Origin of the sequence: Vibrio sp. B7 (assembly GCF_963888765.1) — a bacterium.
GTDB lineage: Bacteria > Pseudomonadota > Gammaproteobacteria > Enterobacterales > Vibrionaceae > Vibrio > Vibrio anguillarum.
Window position 1 is genome coordinate 19,520 of sequence record NZ_CAWPKR010000007.1, and the last position, 17,559, is coordinate 37,078.

The 17,559-nt window shown below is 47.6% G+C and carries 16 protein-coding genes; 11 read left to right on the top strand and 5 right to left on the bottom strand.

From position 1 onward, the window contains the following. Nucleotides 1–24: 24 nt before the first annotated feature. Nucleotides 25–624, top strand: coding sequence for a thiol:disulfide interchange protein DsbA/DsbL (locus tag AACV32_RS03980; RefSeq protein WP_026028316.1), 600 nt, complete (start codon nucleotides 25–27; stop codon nucleotides 622–624). Nucleotides 625–858: 234 nt separating this feature from the next. Then, nucleotides 859–1,818 (top strand): DUF2860 domain-containing protein, encoded by a 960-nt coding sequence (locus AACV32_RS03985; protein ID WP_017046354.1) that lies wholly within the window; start codon nucleotides 859–861, stop codon nucleotides 1,816–1,818. Between the two features lie 5 nt (nucleotides 1,819–1,823). Here AACV32_RS03985 and AACV32_RS03990 read toward each other — a convergent pair whose 3' ends face one another. Further along, nucleotides 1,824–3,347 carry a YifB family Mg chelatase-like AAA ATPase gene (locus AACV32_RS03990; protein ID WP_017046355.1) on the bottom strand — a complete coding sequence of 508 codons (1,524 nt, stop codon included), beginning with the start codon at nucleotides 3,345–3,347 and terminating at the stop codon, nucleotides 1,824–1,826. 477 nt (nucleotides 3,348–3,824) lie between these two features. Between AACV32_RS03990 and ilvG the strand changes: the two genes are divergently transcribed. The 6 genes from ilvG to acuI all read left to right on the top strand — a co-directional run bounded on the left by ilvG (nucleotide 3,825) and on the right by acuI (nucleotide 11,234). Beyond that, on the top strand, nucleotides 3,825–5,471 hold the full coding sequence (gene ilvG / locus AACV32_RS03995; protein WP_017046356.1) for an acetolactate synthase 2 catalytic subunit: 1,647 nt from the start codon (nucleotides 3,825–3,827) through the stop codon (nucleotides 5,469–5,471). Beyond that, nucleotides 5,471–5,755: an acetolactate synthase 2 small subunit gene (gene ilvM, locus AACV32_RS04000; protein ID WP_010319930.1), complete on the top strand. Its 285-nt coding sequence runs from the start codon at nucleotides 5,471–5,473 to the stop codon at nucleotides 5,753–5,755. The genes ilvG and ilvM overlap by 1 nt, the downstream gene beginning before the upstream one ends. A gap of 12 nt (nucleotides 5,756–5,767) precedes the next feature. Beyond that, nucleotides 5,768–6,706 carry a branched-chain-amino-acid transaminase gene (gene ilvE, locus AACV32_RS04005; RefSeq protein ID WP_010319931.1) on the top strand — a complete coding sequence of 313 codons (939 nt, stop codon included), beginning with the start codon at nucleotides 5,768–5,770 and terminating at the stop codon, nucleotides 6,704–6,706. A 16-nt stretch (nucleotides 6,707–6,722) separates the two neighbouring features. Beyond that, entirely contained in the window at nucleotides 6,723–8,564 is a 1,842-nt protein-coding gene (gene ilvD, locus AACV32_RS04010) for a dihydroxy-acid dehydratase (protein ID WP_017046358.1), read from the top strand. A 3-nt stretch (nucleotides 8,565–8,567) separates the two neighbouring features. After that, nucleotides 8,568–10,106, top strand: a complete 1,539-nt coding sequence (ilvA, locus tag AACV32_RS04015) for a threonine ammonia-lyase, biosynthetic (protein ID WP_017049641.1) — start codon at nucleotides 8,568–8,570, stop codon at nucleotides 10,104–10,106. Between the two features lie 147 nt (nucleotides 10,107–10,253). Next, nucleotides 10,254–11,234: an acrylyl-CoA reductase (NADPH) gene (acuI, locus tag AACV32_RS04020; RefSeq protein ID WP_170895670.1), complete on the top strand. Its 981-nt coding sequence runs from the start codon at nucleotides 10,254–10,256 to the stop codon at nucleotides 11,232–11,234. Nucleotides 11,235–11,259: 25 nt separating this feature from the next. On the opposite strand, the gene AACV32_RS04025 is transcribed toward acuI, so the two are convergent. Then, nucleotides 11,260–12,225 carry a LysR family transcriptional regulator gene (locus tag AACV32_RS04025; RefSeq protein ID WP_170895671.1) on the bottom strand — a complete coding sequence of 322 codons (966 nt, stop codon included), beginning with the start codon at nucleotides 12,223–12,225 and terminating at the stop codon, nucleotides 11,260–11,262. A 156-nt stretch (nucleotides 12,226–12,381) separates the two neighbouring features. Next, entirely contained in the window at nucleotides 12,382–12,567 is a 186-nt protein-coding gene (locus AACV32_RS04030) for a hypothetical protein (protein WP_010319936.1), read from the bottom strand. A 133-nt stretch (nucleotides 12,568–12,700) separates the two neighbouring features. Here AACV32_RS04030 and tusA point away from each other — a divergent pair, with 133 nt between their 5' ends. After that, nucleotides 12,701–12,949, top strand: coding sequence for a sulfurtransferase TusA (gene tusA / locus AACV32_RS04035; RefSeq protein ID WP_010319937.1), 249 nt, complete (start codon nucleotides 12,701–12,703; stop codon nucleotides 12,947–12,949). A gap of 107 nt (nucleotides 12,950–13,056) precedes the next feature. Here tusA and AACV32_RS04040 read toward each other — a convergent pair whose 3' ends face one another. Together AACV32_RS04040 and AACV32_RS04045 are read right to left on the bottom strand one after the other, a co-directional pair. Next, nucleotides 13,057–13,317, bottom strand: coding sequence for a hypothetical protein (locus tag AACV32_RS04040; RefSeq protein WP_010319938.1), 261 nt, complete (start codon nucleotides 13,315–13,317; stop codon nucleotides 13,057–13,059). A gap of 155 nt (nucleotides 13,318–13,472) precedes the next feature. After that, a complete protein-coding gene (locus AACV32_RS04045; RefSeq protein WP_017046363.1) occupies nucleotides 13,473–14,027 on the bottom strand; it encodes a TMEM165/GDT1 family protein in 555 nt (184 codons plus the stop codon). 414 nt (nucleotides 14,028–14,441) lie between these two features. Between AACV32_RS04045 and glyQ the strand changes: the two genes are divergently transcribed. After that, nucleotides 14,442–15,359 carry a glycine--tRNA ligase subunit alpha gene (glyQ, locus tag AACV32_RS04050; RefSeq protein WP_013855568.1) on the top strand — a complete coding sequence of 306 codons (918 nt, stop codon included), beginning with the start codon at nucleotides 14,442–14,444 and terminating at the stop codon, nucleotides 15,357–15,359. A gap of 1 nt (nucleotide 15,360) precedes the next feature. Beyond that, nucleotides 15,361–17,442: a glycine--tRNA ligase subunit beta gene (glyS, locus tag AACV32_RS04055; RefSeq protein ID WP_019281084.1), complete on the top strand. Its 2,082-nt coding sequence runs from the start codon at nucleotides 15,361–15,363 to the stop codon at nucleotides 17,440–17,442. Nucleotides 17,443–17,559 lie beyond the last annotated feature (117 nt).

Below are 17,559 nucleotides of genomic sequence, written 5' to 3' on the forward strand. Positions count from 1 at the left end.
TTGAAGCAATAAATGGAGTACACAATGAAGAAGCTTTTTGCACTGGTTGCAACCTTACTGCTGAGCTTATCGGCTCATGCAGCCCAATTTAAAGAAGGTGAGCATTATAAAGTGCTTGATCTTGAACCCTCTAAAAATCCAACCGTGACGGAGTTTTTCTCCTTTTACTGCCCACACTGCAATACCTTTGAGCCGATCATCGCCCAACTGAAAAAGCAGCTCCCACAAGGGGTTACTCTGCAGAAAAACCATGTTTCTTTTATGGGTGGCTCTATGGGTAAATCAATGAGTAAAGCTTACGCCACCATGCTTGCCCTCAAAGTTGAAGACAAAATGGTGCCCGTGATGTTTAACCGCATCCACACGATGCGTAAACCACCAAGAGATGATGCTGATCTACGTCAAATCTTCCTAGACGAAGGTATTGATGCAGCAAAATTTGATGCCGCCTTTAATGGTTTTGCCGTCGATTCAATGGTGCGCCGCTTTGACAAACAGTTCCAAGAAAGCGGCCTTTCAGGTGTGCCTGCTGTCGTGGTTAACAATCATTATTTGGTGCAGGGACAAGGTGTTAAATCGACCAATGAATACTTCGAACTGGTCAATTACCTACTGACCAAGTAATCATTCCCAAATGAGGAGCACAACGGCTCCTCATTTTTACTTAATCAAGTTCAACCTTGCAGCGCTTTCTCATACAACCAATCTTGAAACACAAGCCATCGCAGCACAAAACTATGTATGCCTAAGACAAGGCTCACTCTTCATTCATAAAACGGTCAGATTAGTTTTATCGTGTCGTCATCCAAGTTTATTCATATACTTAACCACTATTGAATCAAAGTATGGAAACTCCTAATGAATAAATACCTGTCCATGACGCTTGTTAGCGCTCTGGCTTTTCATGTATCTGCCGAACTGGCTCCAGAAACAGGTTTAAGTGGTGAGATTGCCATTAATACTATTTTTGCATCTTCCCAATCATCATTTGATACGGGTGGAGATGAGCGTATTACATCACTCGAAACAAAGAGTAGCCGGCAGTCAAACTTTGCCGTTGGGCCTTTGGGTAACCTTGCTTACACCTTCGGGGACAAACGTCAACAACAGGTTTATCTAGGCACCTCACGTGATGATATTGCCGTCGGCACTTTAGCGCTTCAGCTGGGCTATCAATATGAGATGGAGACAGGTACCGTGGTTGATGTGGCTTTTTTGCCGACCGTGATGTCTGGAAAAACCTGGGCCAATCCTTACCAACTAAAGAGTCAGCGCCAAGAAACCGATGAGTCAGGAAATGCCTACCGATTAACATTCAATAGTATTCAAGGCAGCCCATGGACTATCGATGTCGCTTACGCGACCAAAGAGATCGACAACGATCAGTTTCCAAGCCCTGAACTGGCTCGTGATGGTAAAAGTTACTACCTAAAAGGGCAGTATCGTTATTCTCTGAGCCCAACCAGTTTGTTACAGCCCTCCATCACTTATATCAACCACCAAGCGGATGGCGACGCCAATACTCATCACTCTTACGCCGCCGATCTCTCCTACTTCACGTTTATCAATCGCCATAAACTGGCGCTGACCGCTGGTTATACCAAGCGCGACTATCAAGGTGGAAATTCACTGTTTAATCACACTGTGCGTAATGACGATGAACTGAGCCTATTCTTCGCGTACGAATACAGTCAATTTATGGATTGGGATGATTGGTCATTAATCGCTTTAGCCGGTTATAACCAATCGAGCTCAAACCTCTCGTTTTACGACGAATCGTCTCTCTTTACAGCGCTAGGGTTAAATTACCAATTTTAAGTTCATTACACCGCTTGTGCGGTCAGTTGTTTCAACAAGCGGTCCATCGCTCGATAGCCGAGTGCTTCCGCTAGATGGGGCTTAGCAATCTGCTCGGCCCCTTCTAAATCAGCAATCGTACGCGCCACTTTGATAATGCGATGATACGCGCGGATGGAGAGCCCTAGGCGGTGCAGTGCATTTTCCAAAAATTCGGCGTCAGCCTTACTTAAAGGGCAATACTGTTCAATTTCTCGGCTCCCTAACAAAGCATTAACCTTGCCATTACGAATCACCATCCGTTCACGAGCAATCAACACTCTTTCTTTAACCACAGCCGTTGCTTCACCTCTTTCGCCGCCATTTGCCAGCATTCCTTTGGGAAGCGAGGGGATTTCTATCGACATGTCAAAGCGATCAAGCAATGGCCCCGATAAGCGTCCCAAATAGCGCAAAATACTCTGCGGGTTGGCTCTGGCTTGCGTGCCTTCGTAATAACCAGTTGGGCTGGGGTTCAACGCCCCCACTAATTGAAAGCGAGCTGGAAAGCGCGTTTTGCCTTGCGCTCTTGAAATAATAATTTCACCTGACTCTAATGGCTCACGCAATGAGTCGAGCACTTTTCGTTCAAATTCTGGCATTTCATCAAGAAACAATAACCCATTGTGTGCCAAAGAAATTTCCCCCGGCCTCGGAATAGAACCGCCACCGACCAGTGCCGCCATTGAACTGGAATGGTGAGGCGAGCGAAATGGCCTTTGCTTCCAGTTGTGCTGGTTGATGTCTTGTGGAGTCAGAGAAGCAACCGAAGCAGTTTCCATCGCTTCATCTTCATTCATTTCTGGTAATAAATCACACAACCGAGAGGCAAGCATGGTTTTACCCGTTCCGGGTGGACCGAGAAAAAGCAGGTTATGGTTGCCCGCGGCTGCGATTTCTAACGCTCGCTTTCCTTGCTGTTGACCAATGATATCTTGCAGATCGCGAGTACTTTTCGCTTGGCACGGTTTAGGTTCGGTTTGAAAAAGAGAGAGGGTTTGCTGGCCACACAAATCAGCACACACCTCAAGCAGCGTTTGCGCCGATTTATGCTGATCCTTTGCCACTAACGCGGCTTGATCACCATTACCATGAGGCACCACCAAACAGCGCTTGGCTCGATTCGCAGCTAAAGCGGCGGGTAATACACCTTTAACAGGACGCAACTCACCAGATAAGGCTAATTCACCAATAAACTCATACCCATCTAACTTCGTTAGCGCTATCTGCTGTGAGGCCGCCAAAATACCCAACGCGATCGGTAAATCAAATCGACCACCCTCTTTGGGGAGATCCGCAGGGGCTAGATTGACCGTAATACGCTTGGCGGGAAACTCAAAGCGGGAATTAATGATAGCGCTGCGCACGCGATCACGAGACTCTTTGACCGTCGTTTCTGGCAAGCCGACCAACGTAAAACCGGGCATACCATTGCTAATATGTACTTCAACTGTCACTGTCGGTGCTTGCACGCCAACACTGGCTCGGCTGTGAATAATTGCGAGTCCCATTTCATTCCTTCGTGGTTGTTTAAAAAGTGTTCGTTCTGTTTCTGCGCTCTTATTTGCACACGAGAGATTGTTATATAGCTTGTTGTGATGCTGAAAGAATGTGAAAAAAGAATGAGTTTTTGCTTGTCATTTAACGGAATTGTGTGTTACCACTAGAGACGCAAACAATTTCGTAAGATATTACGCCAACTATTTTAAGAATTAAGTGATGAATTTGAACGCTCACATTAACCTACTGCTAAGCCTGATTATCGTGGTCATTATTGATTCCGCGCGGGGGCTAGTGGGCGCAAAATAACCACCAGATTCAAAAGACCCCCGCACTGAAAAGTCCGGGGGTTTTTTTACAACTATTAAACTAAAAAGTTCATACTGGTTGGTGATTATCCAACCCGATATGACAGGAAGAATGGGAGCGCACATGAAGTGCAAACACAACATGGTTTACTGTGCCATACACAGTTTGGGAGGGTTACGATGACAGGAGCACAACTGGTTGTAGCCGCATTAAAGCAGCAGGGAATCAAAACCGTTTTTGGTTATCCCGGCGGCGCTATCATGCCAATCTATGATGCATTATACGATGGCGGTGTAGAACACATTCTCTGTCGCCACGAACAAGGTGCAGCCATGGCGGCGATTGGCATGGCGCGCTCGACACAAGATGTCGCGGTGTGCATGGCCACCTCAGGACCTGGAGCGACCAATTTGGTCACCGGTCTTGCCGATGCATTTCTTGACTCAATCCCCCTCGTCGCCATCACCGGCCAAGTCGCAAGCTCGCACATTGGTACCGATGCTTTTCAAGAGATGGACGTGATTGGTATGTCACTCTCTTGCACCAAACACAGCTACCTCGTTACCGATATCCACGATCTCGCACCCACCCTTGCCGAAGCCTTTGAGGTAGCGAAAGCGGGTCGTCCCGGCCCGGTGATTGTGGATATCGCTAAAGATGTACAACTGGCAAAAACCCCCGTGACTGAGCTACCTGCGTTCACTGCGCAAGCCATGCCAGTTGCCAGCCAAGAGCAGCTTCACGCAGCGCAACAACTGCTTTCACAAAGCTCTCGTCCTGTATTGTATGTTGGCGGTGGCGTTCAACTGGCCAAAGCGACCGATTCCGTACGCGAGTTTTTACGCCTCAATCCGATGCCATCAGTAAGCACCTTAAAAGGCTTGGGCACGATTGAGCGTCATGACCCGCATTACCTCGGCATGCTTGGTATGCACGGGACTAAGGCGGCAAACTTGGTCGTTCAAGAGTGTGATTTGCTGATTGTGGTTGGAGCGCGCTTTGATGACCGAGTAACGGGAAAGTTGGATACTTTTGCACCACACGCCAAAGTGATTCATATCGATATCGATGCGGCCGAGTTTAATAAACTCCGTATCGCCAATGCGTCACTACGTGGTGACATCAATCTCATTCTTCCACAACTGGAACTGACGCGTGATATCGCACCGTGGGTTCACCACAGTGAAAGTTTGCGCAGTGGCTTTAAGTGGCGCTATGACCACCCGGGCGATCTCATTTTTGCACCATTGTTACTCAAACAACTGTCCGACATGATGCCCGATTCAGCCATCGTCTCAACCGACGTTGGCCAACATCAAATGTGGGCCGCGCAGCACATTCAGCCGCGTGCTCCACAGAACTTCATCACCTCAGCTGGCCTTGGCACTATGGGCTTTGGGTTGCCCGCCTCAATGGGTGCTGCCGTTGCTCGCCCAGATGATCAATCCATTCTCATTTCCGGGGATGGCTCGTTCATGATGAATGTTCAAGAACTTGGTACGCTCAAGCGCCGCCAAATCCCGGTCAAGATGGTACTACTGAACAACCACCGTTTAGGTATGGTGCGCCAATGGCAATCGCTGTTCTTTGATGGCCGCCATAGCGAAACAATTTTGGATGACAACCCAGATTTCGTGATGCTAGCTAAGGCGTTCGATATTCCTGGCAAAACCATCACCAAAAAAGAAGAAGTTGAACCAGCACTTAAAGAAATGCTGGCCAGCAAAACAGCTTATCTGCTTCACGTTTTGATTGATGAAGAAGAAAACGTATGGCCGCTTGTACCACCGGGCGCCTCAAATAGTGATATGTTGGAGAACACCTAATGGATAGATACCTATTAGACATCAAAGCCGATGATAAACCGGTGCTATTAGAGCGTGTTCTGCGCGTGATTCGCCATCGTGGATTTGTGATAAAACAAGTGGCCGCAACGCAAAACCACGCCAGCAAAGTCGCCAGTGTTGAAATCATTGTTGATAGTGATCGCCCCATCAGCACACTGATCAATCAAATTGAAAAATTATGGGATATTCGCAGTGTCGATGTCACCCCAATAAAAAATAACGAACTACCGAATAACAATTTACAACAAAAGATTTGTGCATAAGGAAGGCAATAAATGGCAACAAAAACTGCAGATTACATTTGGTTCAACGGTGAAATGGTTCCGTGGGCAAATGCAAACGTTCATGTACTGACACACGCAATGCACTACGGCACCTCGGTGTTTGAAGGTGTGCGTTGTTATAACACTCCTAAAGGTCCAATCGTCTTCCGTCATAAAGAGCACGCTCAACGCCTGAAAGATTCAGCAAAAATTTACCGTTTCCCTATCCCCTATACGATAGAAGAGATCATGGAAGCGACACGTGAAACATTGCGCGTCAATAAACTGGATTCAGCCTACATTCGCCCACTTGGCTTTGTTGGCAACGTTGGCCTTGGCGTTTGCCCACCAGTGAATACTGAAATGGAGTTAATCATTGCCGCCTTCCCTTGGGGTGCTTACTTAGGTGATGAAGCGCTAGAAAATGGTGTGGATGCGATGGTTTCTAGCTGGCATCGCGCTGCGCCAAACACCATTCCAACCGCAGCCAAAGCGGGTGGTAACTATTTATCGTCTCTGCTTGTCGGTGGTGAAGCTCGTCGTCATGGCTATGCCGAAGGTATCGCCTTAAGCGTGGATGGTTATTTATCTGAAGGTGCAGGCGAAAACATTTTCGTCATCAAAAACGGTGTGCTGCTCACGCCACCAACCACCAGCTCCATCTTGCCGGGCATCACGCGTGATTCGATCATGACGCTGGCTAAAGAGATGGGTTACGAAGTGCGTGAAGTGAACATTGCGCGTGAAGCACTCTACCTTGCTGACGAAATTTTTATGACTGGCACCGCCGCCGAAATCGTCCCTGTACGGAGCGTAGACCAAATTACGGTTGGAGAGGGCAAACGTGGGCCAATCACGAAAGTGATGCAAGAAGCTTACTTTGGCCTATTTAACGGCACCACTGAAGACAAGTGGGGCTGGTTGGATTACGTGTACCCACAACCGAAGTAATAGAGGACGATAGACAATGCCAAAGTATAGATCCGCAACAACGACACACGGACGTAATATGGCTGGAGCGCGCGCATTATGGCGCGCCACTGGCGTCAAAGATGAAGATTTCGGTAAGCCGATTATTGCGGTGGTTAACTCGTTCACTCAATTCGTACCGGGCCACGTGCACCTCAAAGATATGGGTCAATTGGTTGCGGGTGAAATCGAAAAAGCCGGCGGCATCGCCAAAGAATTTAATACCATCGCGGTAGATGACGGTATCGCCATGGGGCATGGCGGCATGCTGTACTCACTACCATCACGCGAGTTGATCGCAGACTCTGTCGAGTACATGGTTAATGCGCACTGCGCTGATGCGATGGTCTGCATTTCCAACTGCGACAAAATCACCCCTGGGATGATGATGGCGGCACTGCGCATTAATATTCCCGTCATCTTTGTTTCTGGCGGGCCAATGGAAGCGGGTAAAACCAAGCTTTCTGATCAAATCATCAAACTCGATTTAGTCGATGCGATGATCCAAGGCGCTGACCCTAAAGTCTCCGATGCACAAAGTGAACAAATTGAACGCTCGGCCTGCCCAACCTGTGGTTCTTGTTCTGGCATGTTTACCGCCAACTCAATGAACTGTCTCACCGAAGCGTTGGGGCTTTCTCAACCAGGTAATGGTTCGATGTTAGCCACGCATGCCGATCGTGAGGCGCTCTTCATCAACGCAGGTAAACGCATTGTTGAATTAACCAAGCGTTACTACGAACAAGATGATGCATCCGCCTTACCGCGTAATATTGCCAACAAAGCCGCGTTCGAAAATGCGATGGCGCTCGATATTGCTATGGGCGGCTCAACCAACACCGTATTGCACCTATTAGCAGGCGCTCAAGAAGGTGAAATCGATTTTGACATGGGTGATATCGACCGCATGTCACGCCGCGTACCTCATCTGTGTAAAGTCGCGCCATCGACTCAAAAATATCACATGGAAGATGTACACCGCGCGGGTGGCGTGATGGCGATTCTTGGTGAATTGGATCGCGCCGGTCTCATCAACAATCAAACTCGCACCGTGTTGGGTTTATCGATGAAAGAGCAGCTGGCTCAATACGACATCATGCAAACGCAAGATGAAGACGTCTTAACCTTTTTCCGTGCCGGCCCTGCGGGTATTCGTACCACTAAAGCCTTCTCACAACAATGCCGATGGGATCGCCTCGATGACGATCGCAAAGAAGGCTGTATTCGTACCAAAGAGCATGCTTTTAGCCAAGATGGAGGCCTAGCCGTGCTATCAGGCAACATTGCCGTTGACGGCTGTATTGTCAAGACAGCAGGGGTTGATGAAGGTAGCCTGAAATTTGCAGGCCCAGCCGTGGTCTTTGAAAGCCAAGAAAGTGCCGTTGAAGGTATTTTAGGCGGTAAAGTGAAGGCCGGTGATGTTGTCGTCATCCGCTATGAAGGCCCGAAAGGCGGCCCGGGTATGCAAGAAATGCTTTACCCAACCACGTACCTCAAATCAATGGGGCTAGGCAAAGAGTGCGCGCTACTGACTGACGGTCGTTTCTCTGGGGGCACTTCCGGTTTATCAATTGGTCACGTTTCTCCAGAAGCTGCGAACGGCGGAACGATAGGTTTGGTTAATTCTGGGGATATTATCGCCATTGATATTCCAAACCGCTCCATTACGCTCAACGTTTCAGAAGCTGAACTGGCTGAGCGCCGCGTCAAACAAGACCAGCTCGGTTGGAAACCTGTCAATCGCCAGCGTGAAGTCTCTTTGGCATTGAAAGCCTACGCAAGTATGGCCACCAGCGCTGATAAAGGGGCTGTTCGAGACAAATCTAAGCTCGAGGGCTAGCGGATGAGCGACTCAGGTAATGCAACTCAAACTGGCGCAGATTATCTGCGCCAGATCCTGCGCGCCCCCGTGTATGACGTCGCAACGGTGACGCCACTGCAGGATATGCCTCGCTTATCGGCGCGCATCAAAAATCGCGTTCAGCTCAAGCGTGAAGATCGCCAGCCTGTGCATTCTTTTAAATTACGCGGCGCTTATAATATGGTGTCGAGTTTATCTGAGGTGCAAAAACAAGCAGGGGTGATTGCTGCGTCAGCAGGCAACCACGCGCAGGGAATGGCTCTATCGGGAACAAAATTAGGCATTAAAACCACCATTGTGATGCCTAAAACTACCCCTGATATCAAAGTCGAAGCGGTGCGCGGTTTTGGCGGTTTGGTGATTTTGCATGGCAACAACTTTGATGAAGCCAAAGCCGAAGCGGAACGCTTGGCTCACGAGCAAGGTTATACGTTTGTCCCACCGTTCGATCACCCACTGGTCATTGCAGGGCAAGGCACGATTGGCATGGAAATGCTGCAACAAAATGGCCACCTTGATTACATTTTTGTACCCGTCGGCGGTGGCGGTTTAGCCGCTGGGGTCGCGGTGCTCATCAAACAGCTGATGCCAGAAATCAAAGTCATTGCGGTTGAACCTGAAGATTCTGCTTGTTTAAAAGCAGCACTCGAGGCAGGTAAACCCGTGGTGCTTGACCAAGTCAGCATGTTTGCCGACGGTGTCGCGGTAAAACGTATTGGTGATGAAACCTTCCGTTTGTGTCAACAATACATTGATGGCCACATCACGGTATCAAGCGATGAAATCTGCTCGGCGGTTAAAGATATCTTCGAAGACACGCGTGCGATTGCCGAACCTTCTGGAGCGCTTGCTCTGGCTGGTCTGAAGAAATTCGCGGAAAAATATAAGCTGGTGGATAAACAGTTAGGCACCGTACTTTCAGGGGCTAACACCAATTTCCACGGCTTGCGTTACGTGTCGGAGCGATGTGAGCTAGGCGAAAAACGTGAAGGGCTTTTGGCGGTGACCATACCTGAACGTCAAGGCGCGTTTTTTGAGTTTTGTAATATCATTGGCGGTCGAGCGGTCACCGAGTTCAACTATCGCTATAACGATGACAAACTGGCCAACATTTTCGTCGGTGTACGTCTGTTAAGTGGGCAAGAAGAGCTCGACAACATCATTCACGATTTACGCCAAGGTGGCTACCCTGTGGTGGATCTATCGGATGATGAAATGGCCAAACTGCATGTCCGTTATATGATTGGAGGCAAACCCTCTAAGCCGCTAAAAGAACGATTATACAGCTTCGAATTTCCGGAATATCCGGGCGCTCTGCTGAAATTTCTCAGCACGCTTGGCACACACTGGAACATTAGCTTGTTTAATTACCGCAATCATGGCGCCGATTATGGCCGCGTATTGTGTGGTTTTGAACTCGAAGAGAGCGATTTAAACCGCTTCTCCGCTCACCTTAGAGAATTGGGTTACCAATGCAAAGATGAGACGGACAATCCTTCATACCAGTTCTTCTTATCCTAAAGCTCAATGCCAGTCCCACGACTGGCATTTTTTATGAGTGATGCATAAGACGCATAGAACCAATGCTAAAGTTTCATTTTAGTCATAGTTAATTCAGTACTACACTTAGCGACATCTTATGCTTGCTGTGCCAATCTGGAGATCCGAATGTTTAAAGCGTTAATCCTTAATCAACAAGAAAAAAACACAGTTGCCACCATTGAACAAATCGACGAATCACAATTACCGCAAGGTGAAGTTTTAGTCGCGGTCGATTACTCATCATTGAATTACAAAGATGGTTTAGCCATTACAGGTAAAGGTAAAATCATTCGCAATTTCCCTATGGTACCGGGCATTGATCTTGCAGGAACCGTACTTGAATCCCAAAATACTCGCTACCAAACCGGTGATAAAGTTGTACTAACCGGTTGGGGAGTGGGTGAAAACCATTGGGGTGGTATGGCGCAAAAAGCACGCTTGAAAGCCGATTGGTTAGTACCACTCGCGCACGGCCTTGATAGCAAAAAAGCGATGATGATTGGCACTGCTGGCTTTACTGCCATGCTTTGCGTGCAAGCCATTTTAGATGCGGGTATTCAACCGGAAAAGGGTGAAATATTGGTGACGGGTGCCAGTGGCGGCGTGGGTTCAGTTGCTGTAACACTATTAGCTAAGCTAGGTTATACAGTTGCTGCGGTAACTGGTCGTGTTGAACAAAATGGTCCACTGCTAGAAAAACTAGGAGCAAGCCGCATTATTGATCGCAGCGAATTTGAAGAGCCAGCTCGTCCGCTGGAAAAACAGATTTGGGCTGGCGCGGTCGATACAGTAGGCAGCAAAATGTTAGCCAAAGTGTTAGCCCAAATGGACTACAACAGCACGGTTGCCGCGTGTGGTTTAGCGGGTGGTTTTGATTTACCCACCACCGTCATGCCGTTCATTTTGCGCAATGTACGCCTACAAGGTGTCGACTCCGTCTCTTGCCCGCTAGAAAAACGCATGGCAGCATGGGAAAGCTTAGCGAAACTGCTACCTGCAAGCTACTTTGAGCAAGCGTGTGAGGAAATCACCCTCGAACAAACAGCGCAGTACGCTGAAACGATCACCAATGGTCAAGTAACTGGTCGCGTGGTGATTAAGCTTTAAACCATTCATTCATCAAGCTTTGGTCTTACTCAAAGCTTGATGATTTTTCTCCCTCTAACTGCATCTCTTCAATACGCTTAGCAATCAACCGACTGCACTCTTGTTTGACGATCTGCCTTAACCATTCTTGGGCAGGAGAATGCTCACATCGCGAGTGCCAAATCATAGAGTAGTCAAACGGCGTAAACTGAAACGGTAACGGCTTCACCACCAATGCGTAACGCTCTGCCACTAAATAGGCCAGATCCGCAGGCACCGTAATAATCAATGGCATGGTATCAACAATCGCTAGCGCGGCTTCTAAATGATAGGCTCTGAGCACCATTTTCCGTTTAGGCTGCTCACTTAATGCTTGTTCAATTAAGGCATTAACACCATCACTGATCGCAATCATCGCATGAGGGTATGTCAGGTAATCCGCTAAAGAGATCTGCCGATTCGCCAACGGATGGTGTTGGGAGAGCAAACAAAGCACACCGACTCGCCCAAGCACCTCACTCATCAATGGTGCTACTGGCGACGTTGGGCGACAAATCGCTAAATCAGCCCCTTCATAAGTCAGTTGATCGGCCAACCTATCATGCTGCAAAGGTAAAAACTCAAACGACACGTTTGGTGCCTCTTGATATATCCTTGGTAAAGCAAACGGTAAGATGGTCTGCATTGCGTAATCTGTCGTGGCAATGGTGAAGGTTTGTTCACATTGCTGAGGGTCAAATTCAACAGGTGAAAGGATTTGACGTAGAGACTCCAATGGCTCGCCTAAGGCACGATTAAGCTCCAGCGCTTTTTCAGTCGGAATGAGATGCTGACCTTGGCGCGTAAAAAGAGGATCATTGAGCAGATCACGTAACCGACCTAATACACGGCTCATGGCTGACTGGCTAAGATTTAAACGCTGGGCCGCTTTACTGACACTGCTCTCTTCTATCAACACTCTCAGTGCAATCAATAAATTCAGATCACGACGATAGATATCTTCCAACTCCATGCAATAACCCCACTTTTGTCATTGGTAAATAGGCTCAGTGTACGCGTTAGGCAAAAAAAATCCCGCCTTTCAGCGGGGAAGCCCAAGAAAATGGGGATAGTGTCGGAATGTGTTACGTGTCGTATTAGTGCAATGCGTTGATCAATATGTGATGGATTAGTGATTCTGCTCTTCTGAGATGCCTTTCCAAAGATGCATCTCAAGCCAGATCCCAACCAGTGACGCACTGACACCAAAAAGTGGCATCCATGACGTTTCTGCAGGCGTTCGCATCACTAAGGCACAAAATGAGATAAAGCAGAGAACCGAATAAATGGTTAACCTATCAAGCGCTGTTAACATAAGTGCCTCACTAAATTGTTATCAACTTGTTAAGTAAGTTAAAACAAAAAGATCACTTTGCCAAGTGGTTATTGAATATTTTTTCCTCGCCAGTATTATCTACGCCTTGCGATAACATCGATTAGGTTTGAATATGACATTTGATCCGGCACTTGCCACACAAACACTCGAAGCCGAAGGATTGCGCTGTCCCGAGCCTGTAATGATGGTCAGAAAAACCATTCGAACCATGCAAGATGGCGAAATTTTACTAGTGAAAGCCGATGACCCGTCAACCACTCGAGACATTCCCAGTTTTTGCCGCTTTATGGATCATCAGTTAATTGCGGAGAAAGTGGACACATTGCCCTATCTCTATTTGATTAAGAAAGGATTGAGTTAAGCCTCGATCTAAGTGATGCGTACGCAAAAGAAAAGGCGACCTCAAAAAGGCCGCCTTTTGCTATTAATTCATTGATTCATTGATTCATTGATTCATTACGCTGCACACTACTCATTAAACTCGATGGTGCGGATCTCTGATTGCAGTTTTGTGATCTGCTTTTGCAGGGTTCGAATTTCATCGTGCATCGGGATAATGTGCGCGACTCGGATCCAAGATTCCACCATTAAGCCACACAATATGATTGCGCCGGCCACCATGGGTAGCCACATTTCCGTCAACGCCATACCCAACAACGTCAGCACAAAACCGAACGTAAACAAGTAACTTTGGCTCTTGGCGGTCATTCCCATATAACGTGTCAGCATATGCATTCCCTCTTAGACTTGCATCATCTAGCACTACAGTAACATGACCAGTATGGCATAAATTTGTCACTCATCACGCAACCGTAGACGTTGGGCGACAAGTTGAGTAATAAATTGTGTCACGCTCACTCGCCCAATCATCTAATCGATTGGAATTACCAAATCGCCGCGCCGATCGCTAATATCAAAAAGAGTACCGCCGTGATTTTACGAATAAGTCCTAGCGGCATTTTATCGGCGGATAATTTACCAATCAGCACCACAGGTACGTTAGCCAGCAACATACCAATTGTCGTTCCGAGCACCACCCACAGTAGAGCATCCGCATATTGCGCACCAAGAATAGACGTTGCTATTTGGGTTTTATCGCCAATTTCAGCGACAAAAAAGGCGATGAAGCTAGCGACAAAAGGGCCTCGATTGGTAATTTTTTCATCACCGTCGAGTTTGTCTGGAATTAACACCCAACCCGCCATGGCAAGGAAGCTAGCGACCAACACCCATTTAAGGATTTCTGGTGACAGGTAGTCGGCAACGACCACGCCCAGCCAAGCAGCGAGTGCATGGTTAACCATCGTTGCGACAAAAATGGCGGCAATAATAGGCAAAGGTTTACGATAACGACTGGCTAGCAGCAGAGAAAGCAGTTGGGTTTTATCGCCAATTTCAGCTAAGGCGACGGTAGTAATTGAAATAGCTAATACGCTCACGACAGGCTCGATGGGGCGGGATAATTATAATAACCATAGACAAACGCCACTCCCCGCCCCGGTTTGTGATGTTTGTCTAAGGTCTTGCTAAGCTAAAATGACTTTAGCCTCGAACGCCACGGTGATTTGGCACCAATTATGTTGACGAACGAACCGTTAAGATAAGAAATCTCACTGGTAAGCTACTCCCCAAAGACGGCGCAATTCTAATCAGGCCGAGTGAAAATCTCAAGTTAGAAATAAGTCAAAATCGTTCATGTGCAGGAATTTGGCACAATCGATGCGATAAATTCGACCAAAACGGATTTTCGACCATTAATTAAGCAAGATTACCCCTACTCGCTGAACGAATATCTGGGTATACTTGTTCGTTATTTTCATCCATTCAGACAGAAGAATCGCGCGAACCTGACTATGCAAAAATACGATATCAAAACCTTTCAGGGTATGATCCTCGCGCTGCAGGATTATTGGGCCCAACAAGGCTGTACCATTGTTCAACCATTAGACATGGAAGTTGGTGCAGGAACCTCTCACCCAATGACATGCCTGCGAGCTTTAGGCCCAGAGCCCATTGCAACGGCGTATGTTCAACCCTCTCGTCGTCCAACGGACGGTCGTTATGGTGAAAACCCAAACCGCCTGCAACACTATTACCAATTCCAAGTCATCATCAAACCTTCACCAGACAACATTCAAGAGTTGTATTTAGGGTCTTTAGAGGTGCTCGGTGTTGACCCACTAGTACACGATATTCGTTTCGTGGAAGATAACTGGGAAAACCCAACCTTAGGTGCTTGGGGTCTTGGCTGGGAAGTGTGGCTAAACGGCATGGAAGTAACTCAATTTACTTACTTCCAACAAGTCGGTGGCCTTGAGTGCAAGCCTGTCACCGGCGAAATCACTTACGGTATTGAACGTCTCGCCATGTATATTCAAGGCGTGGATTCAGTGTATGACTTAGTCTGGACAGATGGCCCATTAGGTAAAGTCACCTATGGTGACATTTACCATCAAAATGAAGTCGAACAATCCACTTACAACTTCGAACACGCGGATGTCGATTTTCTTTTCACTTTCTTCGACCAGTGCGAAAAAGAGTGTAAGCATCTACTTGAGCTAGAAAAACCGCTGCCACTTCCTGCCTATGAGCGTATTTTGAAAGCGGGCCATGCCTTTAACCTATTGGACGCGCGTAAAGCGATTTCGGTGACAGAACGTCAACGTTACATCCTACGCATCCGTAACCTGACCAAAGCGGTTGCAGAAGCGTACTACGCATCTCGTGAAGCACTTGGCTTCCCTATGTGTAAAAAGGGTGAGGACAAATAAGATGGCAAAAGAATTTCTAATTGAATTAGGCACAGAAGAGCTACCACCAAAACAACTTCGCACTTTGGCTGAAGCGTTTGCGGCTAACTTTGCCGCAGAATTGAAAACCGCTGAACTGGCACACGAAGGCATCAAATGGTTTGCAACCCCTCGCCGTTTAGCACTGAAAGTGACCAACTTGGCCCAAGGTCAAGCGGATAAAGTGGTCGAAAAACGTGGCCCCGCTATTTCTGTTGCTTTTGATGCCGATGGCAATCCAACCAAAGCAGCACAAGGCTGGGCGCGTGGTAACGGCATTACTGTTGAGCAAGCGGATCGCCTAACAACAGAACAAGGTGAATGGCTACTGTTCAAACAGGAAGTCAAAGGCCAAGATGCCAAAGCTATTGTGGTTGAACTTGCCGCCAAAGCGTTAGCAAACTTGCCTATCGCCAAACCCATGCGCTGGGGTGATAAAGAAACACAATTTATCCGCCCAGTAAAAACTCTGACTATTTTGATGGGTGATGAACTGATCGAAGGTGAGATCTTAGGCGTAGCTTCTGCGCGCACCATTCGTGGCCACCGCTTTATGGGCGAAAAAGAGTTCACCATCGATTCAGCAGAGCAATACCCAGCGATTTTAGAACAGCGCGGTAAAGTAATCGCCGATTACGATGCACGTAAAGCAATAATTATTGCGGATGCACAAAAAGCAGCGCTACAGGTTGGCGGTGTTGCCGATCTTGACGATGACTTGGTTGAAGAAGTGACCTCACTGGTTGAATGGCCAGTGGTGCTGACGGCGAAATTTGAAGAAAAATTCCTTAAAGTACCGTCAGAAGCTTTGGTTTACACCATGAAAGGTGACCAAAAATACTTCCCGGTTTATTCTCATCAGATGAGCGATGCGAATAAGCAATTGCTGCCTAACTTTATTTTCGTCTCTAACATCGAGTCGAAAGAGCCTCGCCATGTTATCGAAGGCAACGAGAAAGTCGTTCGTCCACGCTTAGCGGACGCGGAATTCTTCTTTAATACCGATCTCAAAAGCAAATTAGTCGATCGTCTACCACGACTAGAAACCGCGATTTTCCAGCAGCAGTTAGGTACGATTAAAGATAAAACTGACCGTATTACTGAACTGGCTGGTTACATTGCAGAACAGATTGGCGCGGATGTAGAAAAATCAAAACGTGCGGGCTTACTGGCTAAATGCGATTTGATGACCTCAATGGTGTTTGAATTTACCGACACGCAAGGCGTGATGGGTATGCATTATGCTCGCCATGACGGAGAAGCAGAAGAAGTCGCCGTTGCACTAAACGAACAGTACATGCCACGCTTTGCTGGCGATGCTCTGCCAACCAATGGCGTTTCCGCCGCTGTGGCAATCGCAGACAAGCTAGACACCATAGTCGGCATCTTCGGTATTGGCCAAGCACCAAAAGGCTCGGATCCCTTTGCTCTGCGTCGCGCATCACTGGGTGTACTGCGCATCATCGTTGAATACGGCTATAACTTGGACTTAGTTGACCTCGTAGCAAAAGCGAAATCGCTGTTTGGTGATCGCCTTACCAACGACAACGTTGAGCACGATGTAATTGAGTTTATGCTTGGCCGTTTCCGTGCTTGGTATCAAGATGAAGGTTTTAGCGTCGACATCATCCAAGCTGTACTTGCTCGTCGTCCAACCAAACCCGCTGATTTTGACAAACGTGTTAAAGCGGTTTCCCACTTCCGTGAACTGGAAGCGGCTGAAGCCCTAGCGGCGGCAAACAAGCGTGTCGGTAACATTTTAGCGAAATTTGACGGTGAACTGGCTGCAGAAATCAACCTAACACTTCTTCAAGAAGCGGCCGAAAAAGCCTTAGCGGAAGAAGTGGAAGTGATGACCGAAGCACTAGAACCTGCTTTCGCTACCGGTGATTACCAACAAGCACTGAGCAAGCTGGCAGCACTACGTGAACCTGTTGATGCTTTCTTTGATAATGTCATGGTGATGGCAGACGATGAAGCATTAAAACAAAACCGTTTAACGCTGCTCAACAACTTGCGTAATCTGTTCCTACAAATTGCTGATATTTCACTGCTGCAAAAGTAGTCGCTGATATTTCGGCACACAAATTAATCTATCAAAGCCCAGCGGCCATCCGCTGGGCTTTTTGTTTTATCTGACCGCAGTGTGTTATTTGGCGAAAAATAGTGCTTTGACTCGCAA

Excerpts from the sequence above, each read along its gene's own strand:
- tusA (WP_010319937.1), top strand. The coding sequence starts at position 12,701 with ATGACATTTGATCCGGCACTTGCCACACAAACACTCGAAGCCGAAGGA.
- AACV32_RS03980 (WP_026028316.1), top strand. The coding sequence starts at position 25 with ATGAAGAAGCTTTTTGCACTGGTTGCAACCTTACTGCTGAGCTTATCG.
- ilvM (WP_010319930.1), top strand. The coding sequence starts at position 5,471 with ATGGATAGATACCTATTAGACATCAAAGCCGATGATAAACCGGTGCTA.
- ilvD (WP_017046358.1), top strand. The coding sequence starts at position 6,723 with ATGCCAAAGTATAGATCCGCAACAACGACACACGGACGTAATATGGCT.
- glyQ (WP_013855568.1), top strand. The coding sequence starts at position 14,442 with ATGCAAAAATACGATATCAAAACCTTTCAGGGTATGATCCTCGCGCTG.
- AACV32_RS03985 (WP_017046354.1), top strand. The coding sequence starts at position 859 with ATGAATAAATACCTGTCCATGACGCTTGTTAGCGCTCTGGCTTTTCAT.
- glyS (WP_019281084.1), top strand. The coding sequence starts at position 15,361 with ATGGCAAAAGAATTTCTAATTGAATTAGGCACAGAAGAGCTACCACCA.
- ilvA (WP_017049641.1), top strand. The coding sequence starts at position 8,568 with ATGAGCGACTCAGGTAATGCAACTCAAACTGGCGCAGATTATCTGCGC.
- AACV32_RS04025 (WP_170895671.1), bottom strand. The coding sequence starts at position 12,225 with ATGGAGTTGGAAGATATCTATCGTCGTGATCTGAATTTATTGATTGCA.
- acuI (WP_170895670.1), top strand. The coding sequence starts at position 10,254 with ATGTTTAAAGCGTTAATCCTTAATCAACAAGAAAAAAACACAGTTGCC.
- AACV32_RS03990 (WP_017046355.1), bottom strand. The coding sequence starts at position 3,347 with ATGGGACTCGCAATTATTCACAGCCGAGCCAGTGTTGGCGTGCAAGCA.
- ilvE (WP_010319931.1), top strand. The coding sequence starts at position 5,768 with ATGGCAACAAAAACTGCAGATTACATTTGGTTCAACGGTGAAATGGTT.
- ilvG (WP_017046356.1), top strand. The coding sequence starts at position 3,825 with ATGACAGGAGCACAACTGGTTGTAGCCGCATTAAAGCAGCAGGGAATC.
- AACV32_RS04040 (WP_010319938.1), bottom strand. The coding sequence starts at position 13,317 with ATGCTGACACGTTATATGGGAATGACCGCCAAGAGCCAAAGTTACTTG.
- AACV32_RS04030 (WP_010319936.1), bottom strand. The coding sequence starts at position 12,567 with ATGTTAACAGCGCTTGATAGGTTAACCATTTATTCGGTTCTCTGCTTT.